Source organism: Streptomyces sp. A5-4 (genome assembly GCF_051131715.1).
GTDB lineage: Bacteria > Actinomycetota > Actinomycetes > Streptomycetales > Streptomycetaceae > Streptomyces.
Window position 1 is genome coordinate 7,437,193 of sequence record NZ_CP178591.1, and the last position, 13,323, is coordinate 7,450,515.

General features: G+C 70.4%; 15 protein-coding genes. 7 read left to right on the forward strand and 8 right to left on the reverse strand.

Annotation, left to right across the window (positions count from 1 at the left end; translation table 11 throughout):
- Positions 1–11 precede the first annotated feature (11 nt).
- A complete protein-coding gene (gene zapE, locus ACLLJJ_RS34945) occupies positions 12–1,103 on the reverse strand; it encodes a cell division protein ZapE (RefSeq protein ID WP_434598607.1) in 1,092 nt (363 codons plus the stop codon).
- Between the two features lie 36 nt (positions 1,104–1,139).
- Here zapE and ACLLJJ_RS34950 point away from each other — a divergent pair, with 36 nt between their 5' ends.
- From ACLLJJ_RS34950 to msrB, 4 genes are all read left to right on the forward strand, one after another.
- Positions 1,140–1,937, forward strand: a complete 798-nt coding sequence (locus tag ACLLJJ_RS34950) for a pyrimidine reductase family protein (protein ID WP_434598609.1) — start codon at positions 1,140–1,142, stop codon at positions 1,935–1,937.
- A 151-nt stretch (positions 1,938–2,088) separates the two neighbouring features.
- Positions 2,089–2,559, forward strand: coding sequence for an indole-3-glycerol phosphate synthase (locus ACLLJJ_RS34955; RefSeq protein ID WP_434598611.1), 471 nt, complete (start codon positions 2,089–2,091; stop codon positions 2,557–2,559).
- Between the two features lie 42 nt (positions 2,560–2,601).
- On the forward strand, positions 2,602–4,023 hold the full coding sequence (gene murC / locus ACLLJJ_RS34960; protein WP_434598613.1) for a UDP-N-acetylmuramate--L-alanine ligase: 1,422 nt from the start codon (positions 2,602–2,604) through the stop codon (positions 4,021–4,023).
- Between the two features lie 14 nt (positions 4,024–4,037).
- Entirely contained in the window at positions 4,038–4,445 is a 408-nt protein-coding gene (gene msrB / locus ACLLJJ_RS34965) for a peptide-methionine (R)-S-oxide reductase MsrB (protein ID WP_434598615.1), read from the forward strand.
- Positions 4,446–4,461: 16 nt separating this feature from the next.
- Here the strand turns inward: msrB and ACLLJJ_RS34970 are convergent, their stop codons facing one another.
- The 4 genes from ACLLJJ_RS34970 to ACLLJJ_RS34985 all read right to left on the reverse strand — a co-directional run bounded on the left by ACLLJJ_RS34970 (position 4,462) and on the right by ACLLJJ_RS34985 (position 7,156).
- The gene (locus tag ACLLJJ_RS34970; RefSeq protein ID WP_434598617.1) at positions 4,462–5,025 is read right to left on the reverse strand and encodes a hypothetical protein; all 564 of its coding nucleotides are present in this window, start codon (positions 5,023–5,025) and stop codon (positions 4,462–4,464) included.
- Between the two features lie 148 nt (positions 5,026–5,173).
- Positions 5,174–5,548, reverse strand: a complete 375-nt coding sequence (locus tag ACLLJJ_RS34975) for a hypothetical protein (RefSeq protein ID WP_434598619.1) — start codon at positions 5,546–5,548, stop codon at positions 5,174–5,176.
- 130 nt (positions 5,549–5,678) lie between these two features.
- Entirely contained in the window at positions 5,679–6,362 is a 684-nt protein-coding gene (locus tag ACLLJJ_RS34980; RefSeq protein WP_434598621.1) for a 4'-phosphopantetheinyl transferase family protein, read from the reverse strand.
- Positions 6,359–7,156 (reverse strand): metallophosphoesterase family protein, encoded by a 798-nt coding sequence (locus ACLLJJ_RS34985; RefSeq protein ID WP_434600602.1) that lies wholly within the window; start codon positions 7,154–7,156, stop codon positions 6,359–6,361. Before ACLLJJ_RS34985 ends, ACLLJJ_RS34980 begins: the two co-directional genes overlap by 4 nt.
- Positions 7,157–7,496: 340 nt before the next feature.
- Between ACLLJJ_RS34985 and ACLLJJ_RS34990 the strand changes: the two genes are divergently transcribed.
- Positions 7,497–8,684, forward strand: coding sequence for a hypothetical protein (locus ACLLJJ_RS34990; protein WP_434598623.1), 1,188 nt, complete (start codon positions 7,497–7,499; stop codon positions 8,682–8,684).
- Positions 8,678–9,559 carry a response regulator transcription factor gene (locus ACLLJJ_RS34995; RefSeq protein WP_434598625.1) on the forward strand — a complete coding sequence of 294 codons (882 nt, stop codon included), beginning with the start codon at positions 8,678–8,680 and terminating at the stop codon, positions 9,557–9,559. Before ACLLJJ_RS34990 ends, ACLLJJ_RS34995 begins: the two co-directional genes overlap by 7 nt.
- A gap of 154 nt (positions 9,560–9,713) precedes the next feature.
- On the opposite strand, the gene ACLLJJ_RS35000 is transcribed toward ACLLJJ_RS34995, so the two are convergent.
- Positions 9,714–10,481 (reverse strand): thioesterase II family protein, encoded by a 768-nt coding sequence (locus ACLLJJ_RS35000; RefSeq protein WP_434598627.1) that lies wholly within the window; start codon positions 10,479–10,481, stop codon positions 9,714–9,716.
- 112 nt (positions 10,482–10,593) lie between these two features.
- On the opposite strand from ACLLJJ_RS35000, the gene ACLLJJ_RS35005 reads away from it, so the two are divergent.
- Complete coding sequence (locus ACLLJJ_RS35005; RefSeq protein WP_434598629.1) at positions 10,594–10,845, forward strand: PqqD family protein; 252 nt, start codon at positions 10,594–10,596, stop codon at positions 10,843–10,845.
- Positions 10,846–11,045: 200 nt separating this feature from the next.
- On the opposite strand, the gene ACLLJJ_RS35010 is transcribed toward ACLLJJ_RS35005, so the two are convergent.
- Both ACLLJJ_RS35010 and ACLLJJ_RS35015 read right to left on the reverse strand, forming a co-directional pair.
- Entirely contained in the window at positions 11,046–11,690 is a 645-nt protein-coding gene (locus ACLLJJ_RS35010; protein ID WP_434598631.1) for a LuxR C-terminal-related transcriptional regulator, read from the reverse strand.
- The gene (locus ACLLJJ_RS35015; protein WP_434598633.1) at positions 11,678–13,003 is read right to left on the reverse strand and encodes a sensor histidine kinase; all 1,326 of its coding nucleotides are present in this window, start codon (positions 13,001–13,003) and stop codon (positions 11,678–11,680) included. Before ACLLJJ_RS35015 ends, ACLLJJ_RS35010 begins: the two co-directional genes overlap by 13 nt.
- Between the last annotated feature and the right edge of the window lie 320 nt (positions 13,004–13,323).

A 13,323-nucleotide genomic window follows, 5' to 3' on the forward strand; every position in this document is an offset into this window, starting at 1 on the left:
CTGCCCCAAACCTACTGGGTGATCAGCTCCTTCGCGTCGCGCGCCAGAGCGGTCAGCCGGGAGATCGCCCGGAAGTACTTCTTCCGGTACCCGCCGTTCAGCATCTCGTCACTGAACAGCCGGTCGAAGGGCAGCCCGGACGCCAGGACAGGGACCTCCCGGTCGTACAGCCGGTCGGCGAGCACGACCAGGCGCAGCGCCGTCGACTGGTCGGCCACCGGCCGCACATCGGTGAGGCAGACGGCCCGCACCCCGTCCGTGAGAGCCCCGTACCGGCTCGGATGGACCTTGGCGAGATGGTCGAGCAGATGCGGGAAGTCGTCGAGGCTGGCTCCCTCGGTGGCGTACGCCGCCTTGGTGACCTGCTCCTCGGAGTACGGCGCGGGGGCCTCGGGCAGCCCCCGGTGGCGGTAGTCCTCGCCGTCGATCCGCAGCGGGCGGAAGTGGGCCGACAGGCCCTGGATCTCCCGCAGGAAGTCGACGGAGGCGAACCGGCCCTCGCCGAGCTTGCCCGGCAGCGTGTTGGAGGTGGCGGCGAGGGCGACGCCCGCCTCGACCAGCCTGCGCAGCAGCGAGGACACCAGGACGGTGTCGCCCGGGTCGTCGAGCTCGAACTCGTCGATGCACAGCAGACGGTGACCGCTGAGGGTCTGCACGGTCTGCTGGAAGCCCAGCGCACCGACCAGGTTCGTCAGCTCGACGAAGGTGCCGAAGGCCTTCTGCTCGCGGTCCGCGGGCGTGGCGTGCCACAGGGAGGCCAGGAGGTGCGTCTTGCCGACGCCGTAGCCGCCGTCCAGGTAGACGCCGCGCGGGCCGGTGGGCGCCGCGGGCTTCTTCGCGAACCAGCGCCGCTTGCCCCCACCGATCGCGGACGCCCCGCCGAGGCCCGCCGCGAAGGCGCCGAGCACTTGGACGGCCTCGGTCTGGCTGGGCTGATTCGGGTCGGGCACGTACGACGAGAAGCGCACCGAGTCGAAGCGCGGCGGCGGCACCATCTCGGCGACCATCCGGTCGGCACGGACGTGCGGCGCGCGTGCGCACAGGGACAACGGGGCCGCTTCGGCCAGGGGGCTCTGCCCCTGAGCGGCGATGGAGGACGACACAACACTCCACTCTAGGGCCGTGCCAGACTGCACGGCATGCGACGCCTGTTCCCTGTGACCGACGAGACAGTCTCCGCCACGGCCCCTGCCAGGGTCTCCGCCGCCGACCGCGAGTGGAGCCTCGACGAGCTGGCCGACGCCTACGCGTATCCGAAGGCGACCGAAGGAGCGGGGACCTGGCTGCGGGCCAACATGGTCTCCTCGCTCGACGGCGCGGCCCAGCACGACGGCCGTTCGCAGCCGATCTCCTCCAGCACCGACATGCGGATCTTCGGCACCCTGCGGGGCCTCGCCGATGTGGTGATCGTCGGTGCGGAAACGGTACGGCTGGAGGGCTACCGCCCGGCGCGCGCGCGTGAGGCCTTCGCGGCCCGCAGGGCGGCGGCCGGACAGGGCCCCGCGCCCGCCGTCGCCGTGGTCAGCGCGAGCCTCGACCTGGACTTCTCCCTGCCGCTGTTCACGTCCCCGCTCGTCCCGACCCTGCTGCTCACCGGCGCCACCGCCCCCTCGGACAGGATCCGCGCGGCCCGCGCGGCCGGGGTCGAGGTGCTGATCGCCGGGGACGGGGCGGCGGTCGTACCGTCGCAGGCGGTGGCGGCGCTGGCGGAGCGCGGGCTCACCCGGTTGCTGACCGAGGGCGGTCCGCGGCTGCTCGCCCAGTTCATCACCGGCGGCGTACTCGACGAGCTGTGCCTGACCGTCTCGCCCACGCTGACCGCGGGCCGCGCGCAGCGGATCGCGGACGGGCCGCAGGTGGCGGTGCCGGAGCGGTTCGCGCTGGCGTCGGTACTGGAGGAGGCCGGGTTCCTTTACACCCAGTACCGTCGGATTTGACAACTGGCAGCGGAATTTACCGTTCCGGTTTGCTCCCGTTGGGCACACTTACTCTCGCAGACCCCGTGCGGACACGGGGAAGGATGGTTTCCGCAGGACCGGCCGCGCTACCCAAGTGCACCGGCCCTCGAAGAAGAGAAGGGCGCCCGTCGTGTTCACGAGCGTATTGATGATCGAGAAGCCTCTGACTCCCGTCGACGTGGAATTCGTCACCACCCTGCACGGGGACGAGACCGTCTCCTTCGTCGTGCTGATGCAGCCCCGCGGCGACCAGGCGGACCGGTTGCTGCGCAGCATCGACGACGTCGCGCTGGGTGAGCTCGACGACGCGGTCCGGGAGGGCGACGAGCCGGAGGGCAAGGAGGCGCGGGTGCCCGCGGAACGCGCCCTGGCGGAGTCCCTGGCGTCCTTGCGGGCGTCGGGCAGCCAGGCGGTGGGCCAGGTCGTGGAGGACCACCCGCTGGACCTGCTCAAGTCCGTGGTGACGGAGACCGGCGCCGACGAGGTGCTCGTGCTGACAGCACCCCATTACGTCGAGGAGTTCTTCCACCGCGACTGGGCGTCCCGCGCGCGCCATAAGGTCGGCGTACCGGTGCTCAAGCTCTTCTCCCACAACGAATAGGCTGGGGCACCGCTCACACGCCGCACCTTGGGAGACACACGTATGGCACCCGGCCTGCCCACTTCGATGGACCGACCGCACTTCATCGGCATCGGCGGCGCCGGAATGTCGGGCATCGCGAAGATCCTGGCCCGGCGCGGCGCTCAGGTCGCGGGCAGCGACGCGCGGGAATCCGCCGCCGTCGCTGCCCTGCGCGACCTCGGCGTCACGGTCCACATCGGGCACGCCGCCGCGCACCTGGCCTCCGACGCGACCTGCGTAGTCGTCTCCAGCGCGATCCGCGCGGACAATCCGGAGCTGGTCCGCGCCGCCGAGCTGGGCGTCCCCGTGGTGCACCGCGCGGATGCGCTGGCCTCGCTGATGGAGGGTCTGCGGGCGATCGCCGTCGCGGGCACGCACGGCAAGACCACCACGACCTCGATGCTCGCGGTCGCCCTGACCGAGCTGGGCAGCGACCCGTCGTACGCCATCGGCGGCGACCTCGCCGGGCCCGGCACCAACGCGCGGCACGGCGGCGGCGAGATTTTCGTCGCTGAGGCGGACGAGAGCGACCGCAGCTTCCACAAGTACGCCCCCGAGGTCGCGATCATCCTCAACGCCGAGCTCGACCACCACGCCAACTACGCGTCGATGGACGAGATCTACGACTCCTTCGAGACCTTCGTCGGCAAGGTCGTCCCCGGCGGCACGCTCGTCATCTCCGCGGACCAGGCCGGCGCCGTCGAACTGACGTCGCGGCTGCGTGACCTGTCCACCCTGAAGGTCGTCACCTACGGCGCGTCCGCCGGGGCCGACGTCCGGGTCCACAAGGTCAGCCCGCGCGGCCTGACGAGCGAGGTCACCGTCGTCCTCGGCGGCAAGTTCCTCACCTTCACGGTGTCGGTGCCTGGCAGCCACTACGCCCACAACGCGGTCGCCGCCCTCGCCGCCGGCGTGGCCCTGGGCATTCCGGCCCACAACCTGGCGTCGGCCCTCGGCAAGTACACGGGCGTCAAGCGCCGCCTCCAGCTCAAGGGCGAGGAGAGCGGCGTACAGGTCATCGACTCGTACGCGCACCACCCGACCGAGATGACCGCCGACCTGGAAGCCATGCGCGGCGCGGCGGGCGCGGGCGACTCGCCCTCCGGCCGCATCCTGGTCGTCTTCCAGCCCCACCTCTTCTCCCGCACCCAGGAACTGGCCACCGAGATGGGCCAGGCCCTGACGCTCGCGGACGCCTCGGTGATCCTCGATATCTACCCGGCCCGCGAGGACCCGATCCCGGGCGTCACCAGCGCCCTGATCATCGACGCGGCGCGCACGGCGGGCGCCGATGTGACCGCGGTCTCCGACAAGGAAACCGTCCCGGACGTGATCGCGGGAATGGCCAAGCCGGGCGATCTCGTTCTCACGATGGGAGCGGGCGACGTCACGGACCTCGGTCCGGCCATCCTGTCCCGCCTGTCGGCCGGCCCGTCGAACTGAAAGGGACGCATCACATGTCGTACGACGTAGAGAAGCCCGACGAGCAGTGGCGCGCGGAACTGACCCCCGCCGAGTACGCCGTGCTGCGCAAGGCCGGCACCGAGCCCGCCTTCGTCGGTGAGTACACGGACACCAAGACCACTGGTGCCTACGACTGCCGGGCGTGCGGCGCCGAGCTGTTCCGCTCCGACACGAAATTCGAGTCGCACTGCGGCTGGCCGAGCTTCTACGACCCGAGGGACACGGACGCGGTCGAACTGATCGAGGACCGCACCCTGGGCATGGCCCGCGTCGAGGTCCGCTGCGCGAAGTGCGGCTCGCACCTGGGCCACGTCTTCGAGGGCGAGGGCTACGCGACGCCGACCGACCAGCGGTACTGCATCAACTCGATCTCGCTGCGGCTGACGCCCGACGAGGCCTGAGACCGGGCCGGCCGCATCACGCCGCGGCGGGCTTGCGCAGCGGGCTGGGGGCCCTGAGCCGTTCGGCGCGGGTGGGGGCGGCCAAGGCCGCGGCGTCGGCCGCCTCGTTCGCGCGGATCGCCGCACTCAGAGCCCGTACCGCGTCGGGGTCCGAGTGACCGCTCTCCATCATTTCCAGTACGACGCACTCCAGGAGCAGCACCGAGGCCGCCGTGCTGTACTGCGGCAGCGGGTCCCCGGCCGGCTCGGGGCGCGGGAGGTCGGCGGGGACGCCGAGCGCCGTCGTGAGGAGGGCGCGGGCCTGGCGCAGGACGCTCTGGCGCACCGCGCTCTCCCAGCGCAGCACCTGGCCGACCGTGTCCGGCAGGGCCGCCTCGAAGCGGCGCAGCACCGCGTCGAAGAACTCCGGTGGCGGCCCCGCCGGGCGCGCGGCGGCCGGGGCGACGGCGGGCATGGCGGCCGGGGCCGCGGACGCCGTCAGGGTCGCGCGGGAGAGACCTTCCTGCAGCGCCTGGGCGAAGCCGGAGCCGATCATGGCGTCCCAGGCACTTGCTCCGATCGGTATGACAGGGAATTCCATCACCGCTCCTCAACGCTGTGCGGGCCACCCGAGTGGTGACCATTGAAGGCGGCGGGGAGACCGTGCCACTACGACTCCTCACCCCTAATGTGCGGGTGGCGATCCCCTATGCGCGGCCCGGCGGCCCCGCATCGCCCACGGACGGCCGTCAGGCCGCGGCCTGGCGCCCTGTCTGTTCCACGGCCCGGACGACCTCCGCGGCCATCTCGGCGACGGTGGGGTGGCTGAACAGGATGTCCCTGCTCAGCGGGGCGCCGCACCACTGCTCCAGCTCGCTGGTGAGCAGGGCCAGGGACATCACGAACGCGACGAGCAGCTGCGACCAGGAGTCCCCCAGCACGACGAACGCCGCGCAGCCACCCAGGTAGACGAGGCCGACGAGGGTGAATCTGACGGTGTAGTAGAGCGGGCGCCGGTCGAGGAGACCGGCCTGGACGATCCTGCGGGACAACTGGGCGAAATCGCTGCCGGTCGCCTGCGGGACCGGCCGGACATCTGGCGTGATCGCAGCTTCGAGCGTCATGGCCTCAAGTCTGCGGTCCTGGTCAGGGCGCCGGAATCCCGTTATGGCCCTTATTCCGGGGGAGGGTCGACCCCGCCCCGGACGCTCCGCGCCCCGGTCCCGGCACTAGGGGGTGCCGGGACCGCCTCGGTCATCGCGCACGGGTGGGCCGGGCCCCCGGCGCCTCCAGCGCGATGGCGGTGAGCCCCAGACCGGCCCTGACCAGCCAGCGTCCGGAGAGCACACCGACGCGGTCGCCGTTCACCCGTAGCCCCTCGGGTACCAGGAGGCGGGCCGTGAACGTTCCGTCGAGGTCCAGGACGATGTCCGCCTGCTCGAAGTCGAGCCAGCTGCGGTTCAGCGGGAACCACACCTTGTACACGGACTCCTTGGCGCTGAACAGCAGCCGGTCCCAGTGGATTTCGGGCCGCTGCGCCGCTCGCTCGGCCAGCATCCCGCGCTCCTGGGGCAGGGACACCGTGTCCAGTACGCCGTCAGGCAGCGGCTGGTGCGGTTCGGCGTCGATGCCGATCCCGAGCACGTCACCGGCGGTGGCGAGCACCGCCGCGCGGTAACCGGCGCAGTGGGTCATGCTGCCGACCGTGCCGGTGGGCCACAGTGGTTCGCCCCGCTCGCCGGGCAGCACCGGCGCGGCCGGCACGCCCAGTTGGGCCATGGCGATCCTGGCGCAGTGCCGCGCGGTGTGGAACGAACGCCGGCGCTCGTCCACGGAGCGGGCGACCACCGCCTCCTCCTGCGGGAACGGCGAGACGGGGTCCGCGTCGTCGAAACGGTCGGCGCAGGCGACCGCCGCGGGCACGATCTCCTCGATCACCGTTGCTCCCAGTCCGGAAAGATTTCACGCAGAGTGCCGCGGACCAGACCTCGGGCGCGCCACTCGCGAGGATATCCGATGGAGACTTCTTCGAATCTGACGCCGTCGTACCAGGTGGTACGCGGGATATGCAGATGGCCGTAGACAACCGCCGCCGTGGAATATCTGCGGTGCCAGTCGCCGGTCAGCTCCGTGCCGCACCACTGGGCGAACTCCGGGTAATGCAGTACATGAGTGGGGTCGGGCACCAGAGGATAGTGATTCACCAGGACGAGGGGCGCCCCGGGATCAACTTCGGCCAGACGCTTTTCGCTGTACGCGACTCGGGCCCGGCACCATTCGTCCATGCTGGAATAAGGCGCCGGATGCAGCATGTATTCATCCGTGCAGACAATTCCGGCGTCACTTGCGCGGGCCAGGGATTCCTCTTTGGTCAGCGTCGGATCCGTGCGGAAACTGTAATCGTAGTGCACAAAGAGCGGCGCAATGGTCAAGGGCCCGTCCGGGCCTTCCCAGACGGGATACGGATCCTCCGGAGTCACCACGTCCAGGGTCCGCAGTAGCTCCACGAGATAGCGGTACCGCTGCTCGCCACGGAGCTGGACAGGGTCCTGCGGGACCGTCCACAATTCGTGATTTCCGGGCGCCCAGATCACCTTGGCGAAACGCCCGGCGAGGAGCCTGAGCGTTCGCTCGATATCCGTGCTGATCTCACCGACGTCACCTGCGACAAGCAGCCAGTCGTCGTCGGATTGTGGATGTATGCCCGCTACGATGTCCTGGTTGTCGGATATTCCGGCATGGAGGTCGCTGACGGCGAGGAGCTTCCCCGAGCGCTTGCCGTTCGACCCTCCAGCGACGGATCCGCTCCGCGCGGGTCCTCATGGTGCTCAACGAATGGTCCCGGCCCCGACTGGCCAGACCCTTCTTCCATGCCGAGACCACCCGGCAGCCGCACCACCGCATCAGGCTGGACGCCCTGTCGCGCATCGGGGTCAAAGAGCTGCTCGTGCATTCGCTCGGGCCCGAGATACCGGACACCTTCGTCAACTCCTGCTTCGAGTTGACCGGTGGCAATCCCATGCTCGTCCGTGCGCTCATCGAGGACATCCAGGGCATTTCGACGAGCCCGTGGTGCGTGGTTTCACCGAGGTGCTGCCCGGCGTCGCGTTCGGCCAGGCCGTCCGTGGCTGCCTGCACCGCTGGGAACCGGCGCTCCTCGAAGTCGCCCAGGGGCAGGCGGTGTTGGGGGAGTACGCCTCCCCGGCGCTGATCGGCAGGCTCCTCGGGATGATGCCGGAGCGGGCCGGTGAGATGCTCGACATCCTCGGTACGTCCGGGCTGCGCGGCGCGTCCGGATTCCCCGGCCCCGTCGCCGCCGCCGTCCTCGACAGCCTGGAGGCGGAGAGCCGCTCGCAGCTGCACAGGCACTGCGCCGAACTGCTGCACAAGCTCGGCTCCAGCACCGCGGAGATCGCCAAGCACCTGATCGCGGCGGACAGCGCCGTCGGCCGCTGGGCCATGGAGGTCCTGCGGGACGCCGCGGCCCAGGCGCTCGCCGGCAATGACGCCGAACACGCGCTCAAGTGCCTCGAACTGGCCCTGGAGGCCTGCACGACCGACGCCGAGCGGGTCGCCATCACGGCGATGCTGGCCCGCGCGGCCTGGCGGATCAACCCGGCCACGATCCTGCCGCACATGGACACCCTGCAGGCCGCCGTGCGCAGCGGCGACCTCATGGGCCGCGACGCGGTCAACGTCATCCGCTATCTGCTCTGGCAGGGCGACCTCGAAGGGGCGACGGAGGCCCGCAAGATCCTGCACAAGGCGGGCGACCTGGACGACGCGCAGCTCACCGCGGAGCTGAGCCTCATCTTCCAGTCGATGTGCGGCCCGGCCCACCGGATCCCGCCGCAGGAGGGCGGCCGCATGGTCCTGGGCCACCCCGAGCTGGGCGGCTCCGTCGGCAACCCCTGGGCGCGCGCCACCGCGACGCTCACCAACGTCCTGGAGAGCGACACCGATGACGCCGCCGTAATCAGCGCGGAATGCATCCTCCAGGGCTGCCGGCTCAGCGACACCACGCTGGAGATCATCGCGTTCGCGCTGCTCGCCCTGCAGTTCTCCGGCCGCCCCGACCTCGCCGCGATGTGGTGCGACGGGCTGATCGAGGAGGCCGTGCGGCGCCGGGCCAATACCTGGCAGGCGGTGCTCGGGAGCGTACGGGCGGAAATCGCCCTGCGTCAGGGGGACTTGGCCATCGCCGAGGCGCAGGCCGAGGCGGCGTTCGGACGGCTTCAGGCCAAGAGCTGGGGGTGCTGATCGGCCTGCCGATCGCCACCCTGGTGATGGTCAACACGGCACTGAGCAGACATGAGCGCGCGGCGGAACTGCTCAACCACCTGGTCCCCGAGGCCATGTTCGACACGGCGTTCGGCACGCTCTATCTGCGGGCCAGAGGGCATCACCATCTCGCCGTCGACCGTGCGCTGGCGGCCCTCAGCGACTTCCAGGCCTGCGGGCAGAAGGTCCGGGCGTGGGAGGCCGACGTACCGACACTGATGCCGTGGCGCAGCGACCTCGCCGAGGCATATCTGCGCCTCGCCCGGCCCGAAGTGGCCCGGGAACTGGTGGCGCGCCAGATGGAACGCCCCGGTGCGCAGGGCGCGTTCATCCGAGGCATCTCCATCCGGGTGCAGGAGGGGGCCAGCGAGATCAGCCAGCGTCCGAAGCTGCTGAAGAAGGCCGTGGACCTGCTCCAGGGTTCCGGCAACCGTCTCGAACTCGTACGGGCCCTGGCCGATCTCAGTCGGGCCCACCACACGCTCGGGGACTTCGGTCAGGCCCGCACCGCCGGCCGCCGCGCCGTGCAGGAGGCGAAGCTGTGTCACACGGACGCCGTGTCGACGCAGCTGCTGCGGGGCCTGTCCGGGGACGCCTTCGTGTCCGCGAAGGAGGAGTCGGAGGTCAAGAGGGACGACGCCTCCACGGCGCTCAGTGACGCAGAGCGTCGCGTCGCCACCCTGGCCGCCGTGGGCCACACCAACCGGGAGATCGCCCGCAAGCTGTACATCACGGTGAGCACGGTCGAGCAGCACCTCACCCGGATCTACCGCAAGCTCCAGGTCAGCAGCCGTGACGAGCTGCTGGAAGGGCTGTCCCTGCGGCGCGAACCGGGCAGGGCGCCCGTTGAGTAGGAGGACGACCTCGGCATCCCGGCGATCGGCTCCGCAGGGCAGGGCGAAGCCTCCCGCGCACACGCGCAGGGCTGCTGACCGGCCCAACCCGCCTGAGGCACAAGGGAGTCGGCGTGTCGCGGGGATCATTCGCAGAGTGATCCCCGCGCACCCGCTAGGCGGCGCCGGCCGGGTGCGCCGCGGCGCAGTCGGCGAGGAGGCGATTGACCGTGGCCGCGTGCGGGGCGAGGTAGAAGTGCCCACCATTGAACACCTTCAGCTCGAATGGCCCACTCGTGTGATCCGACCAGGAACGGGCCTCGTCCACGGTCACCTTCGGGTCGTTGTCGCCCACCAACGCGTGGACGGGGCAGCTCAGATCGGGTCCCGGCCGGTAGCGGTACGTCTCGGCCGCCCGGTAGTCGCTGCGGATGGCGGGCAGGATCATCCGGAGGAGCTCCTCGTCCCCGAGCACACCCGGCTCCGTACCGCTCAACTCCTTGAGCTCGTCCACGAGCCCTTCGTCGTCACGCAGATGCACGGTCTCGTCCCGGGCCCGCCCAGGCGCACGACGCCCCGAGGCGAACAGGGCCAGCGGAACAATCCCTTCCCGCTCCAGCCGGCGACCCACCTCGAAGGCCAGCGTGGCGCCCATGCTGTGTCCGAACAGCACCAACGGCTTGTCCGTCCGGGGCCGCAGCTCCGCGACGAGCGCCTCGGCCAGGTCGTGCAGGTCGCCGATGCCTTCCTCGTGCCGGCGGTCCTGCCGGCCCGGATACTGGATCGTGACGACGTCGACCGTCGGCGCGAGCGCGCGGGACACCGGGAAATAGAACGAAGCCGAACCGCCCGCGTGCGGGAAGCAGATCAGCCGGACCGGCGCATCCGGAGCCGGATGAAACTGCCGAATCCATGGACTGGTGACTCCGGTGGCTTCTCCCATGATTCTTAGCTGTCCTCTCCCTGGCTGCCCTGTGACGAATTAAAGTTCAGTAATGTACTTATGCTTGATGCCTTCCTGATGCAGGCTATTGGGGGATGACCGTGCCCGGCCCGTGTCCGACGTGATCTCCGCCGTCGCGGCCGACGGCGAGCTGGAGTTGCTGCACAGGGCGACCGGCGAGCGGTTCACCTGCGGGCCCCAGGGGGCGGCGATGTGGGTCGCTCTCCAGCAGCACGAGTGGCGGCTGGACGCCACGGCGACGGAGCTGAGCAGGGCCTGGATGATGGACTCGCTGCGGGTGCGGGTCGCCCTCGGCCGCTGGGTGGAAGAGCTCCAGATCGCAGGGCTGGTCGAGGAGGCCTGACCCGCCGCGCCTCGGCGCCATCCTCTCCGGATCGCCGGAGACGCGGAGCCTCGGAGGCCCTGGGGCGAGACCCGGACCGAACCTCGGAGATCCTGGGGCGAGGCCCGGAGGCCGGGACCCGGGAACAGCGAAGCCAGTACCCCGGAACCGCAAAATCCTGAGATGTCCCGAGGTCCGGAGTACGTCCCCGGGCCCGAACCTCAGAGGTTGAGCGAGGCGAGCACCGCCAGCACCCGCCGGTTGTCGTCGCACGAGGGCGTGAGACCGAGCTTCGCGAAGATGCTGTTGGTGTGCTTGCCGACCGACTTCTCCGAGATGTAGAGCTGCCTGGCGATCGCCGCGTTGGTCCGCCCCTCCGCCATCAGCCCGAGCACCTCGCGCTCCCGTGCCGTCAGCGACTGCATCGGCTCCTGCGCCGAACTCTTGGCCAGCAGCTGGGAGACGACCGAGGTGTCCATCGCCGTACCGCCGGCCGCCACCCGTCGTACCGAGTCGACGAATTCGCTGACCTCGAAGACACGGTCCTTGAGCAGATAGCCGATGCCCCCGCGGTGGTCCGAGAGCAACTCCCGTGCGTACAGGTGCTCCACGTGCTGGGACAGCACCAGGACCGGCAGCCCGGGGACCTCCAGACGGGCCTTCGTGACCGCCTGGAGCCCCTCGTCGGTGAAGGTCGGCGGGAGCCGTACGTCGACCACCGCGACGTCGGGCCGGTGGTGGAGCAGCGCCCGCAGCAGGTCGGGGCCGTTGTCCACGGCCTCCACGACCTCGAAGTCGTTGACCGTCAGCAGCTGGGTGATGCCCTCCCGGAGGAGAGCCAGATCTTCGGCAATCACAACACGCATGGCAACTCCATGGTCACGGTGGTGGGTCCGCCCACCGGGCTGTTGAGTTCGAGCGTTCCGTCGAAGGTCGCGAGCCGGCGCTGCAGTCCGTGGAGTCCACCGGCGTCCTGGAACACCGCGCCGCCCTTCCCGTTGTCGCCGACCGTCATGCTCAGCTTTCCGTTGGCGTGCCGCAGCCGTACCCACGCCGCGGTGGCGCCGCTGTGCTTCACCGCGTTGGTGAGCGCCTCGGCGACGGCGAAGTACCCCGCGGACTCCACCGGCGCCTGCGGCCGGCCCGGCAGGACGATGTCGACCTCCACCGGCATCGGGAGGTCCAGGGCCAGCGCCCGGATGGCGCCGTCGAGGCCACGCTCCGCGAGCACCGGCGGATGGATGCCGCGCACCAGGTCCCGCAGCTCGACCAGGGCCTGGCCGCTGGCCTTCCGCGCGTCCGTCAGCAGCCGGTAGGCGGTGTCGGGGTCCTTCTTGAACACCTGGTCGGCCAGGCCGAGCTTCAGACCGACGGCCACCAGCCTGGCCTGGGCGCCGTCATGCAGATCCCGCTCGATCCGGCGCAGCTCGGCGGCCTGCGCGTCCACGGCCTCCGAGCGGGTCTCGGTCAGCTGCGCTATGCGGAGGGACAGGCGGGTCTTCTCGGTCGGCGCCAGCAGTTTGTACGTGAACCGGGAGTGCAGCCGCAGCAGCCGCGTCCCCGACCAGAAGCCGAAGAACAGGAACACCAGGCCCTGGAAGAAGGCGAGGACCGCGGTGTACGGGCTGCGGACCGGCCAGGTCAGCGCGTACCCGTAGGTGTCGTCCATCCAGGGCCAGAACAGGGGAGTCGCCACCACCCCGTGAATGCCGTAGATGATCATCCATCCCGGCAGCAGGCCGGCCACCAGGCCGAAGGGTATGTTGATCGTCATCCACAGCAGATCGCGCCAGGTCGCGGGGTCGGCGAGCAGCGATCTCGAACGCCGCAGGCTGCTGGGCAGGTCGAGCGGCTCGAAGTTCTCGTCCTTGTGCGGGCGGTAGGGCGTCGCGATGGAGATCGAGCACCATTCGCCGGCGAAGCGCCGGTGCAGATCGGCCAGGTTCCGGACGGCGACGGAGATGATCGGGAGCGTGAAGATGCCGACCCCCAGCGGGAGCAGCGGCAGGGACACGACCGACAGGATGACGAGCGGATAGCAGCCCAGCTGCGAGGTTATCGAGAGGGCCAGGCCGCGTCTGGCGGCCACCAGGCCGGTGCTCAGCCAGGGGAGGAACTCCCCGCGCAGCCAGGGGCGCACTTCCCGGCGACGGTCGTGGACCGTGCGTATCGCGCCCAACCAGTGAGTAGCCCTCACGTACAAGTCCCGCTCTCCAGGGCCCGGGTGGGCGCTCTCGGCAGAACACCGAACGCGGCGATCGTACGGGTGACCGGGTACTGGTCCAAACCCCCGGCCTCGGGTGATGAAGGGGTGGGCCCTCCGGACACCCTAGTCGGGGCGGGCGCCGGCCGGCACCGGTACCGGCCCTGATCCACCCCTCATGCCCCCCTGTTCTCATCCGCCGTCCCGCCCCTCGTCCGTACGACCCGGCGCGCCCCTGTACGGCTCAGTAAGGGGTCGCACGGGGAGGCCGAAATCAAAACGTCACATTGTACTGT

Bases quoted from the DNA above. Each gene is read 5' to 3' on its own strand.
- ACLLJJ_RS34950 (WP_434598609.1), top strand. From the start codon at position 1,140: ATGCGACGCCTGTTCCCTGTGACCGACGAGACAGTCTCCGCCACGGCC.
- murC (WP_434598613.1), top strand. From the start codon at position 2,602: ATGGCACCCGGCCTGCCCACTTCGATGGACCGACCGCACTTCATCGGC.
- msrB (WP_434598615.1), top strand. From the start codon at position 4,038: ATGTCGTACGACGTAGAGAAGCCCGACGAGCAGTGGCGCGCGGAACTG.
- ACLLJJ_RS34970 (WP_434598617.1), bottom strand. From the start codon at position 5,025: ATGGAATTCCCTGTCATACCGATCGGAGCAAGTGCCTGGGACGCCATG.
- ACLLJJ_RS34975 (WP_434598619.1), bottom strand. From the start codon at position 5,548: ATGACGCTCGAAGCTGCGATCACGCCAGATGTCCGGCCGGTCCCGCAG.
- ACLLJJ_RS35000 (WP_434598627.1), bottom strand. From the start codon at position 10,481: ATGGGAGAAGCCACCGGAGTCACCAGTCCATGGATTCGGCAGTTTCAT.
- ACLLJJ_RS35010 (WP_434598631.1), bottom strand. From the start codon at position 11,690: ATGCGTGTTGTGATTGCCGAAGATCTGGCTCTCCTCCGGGAGGGCATC.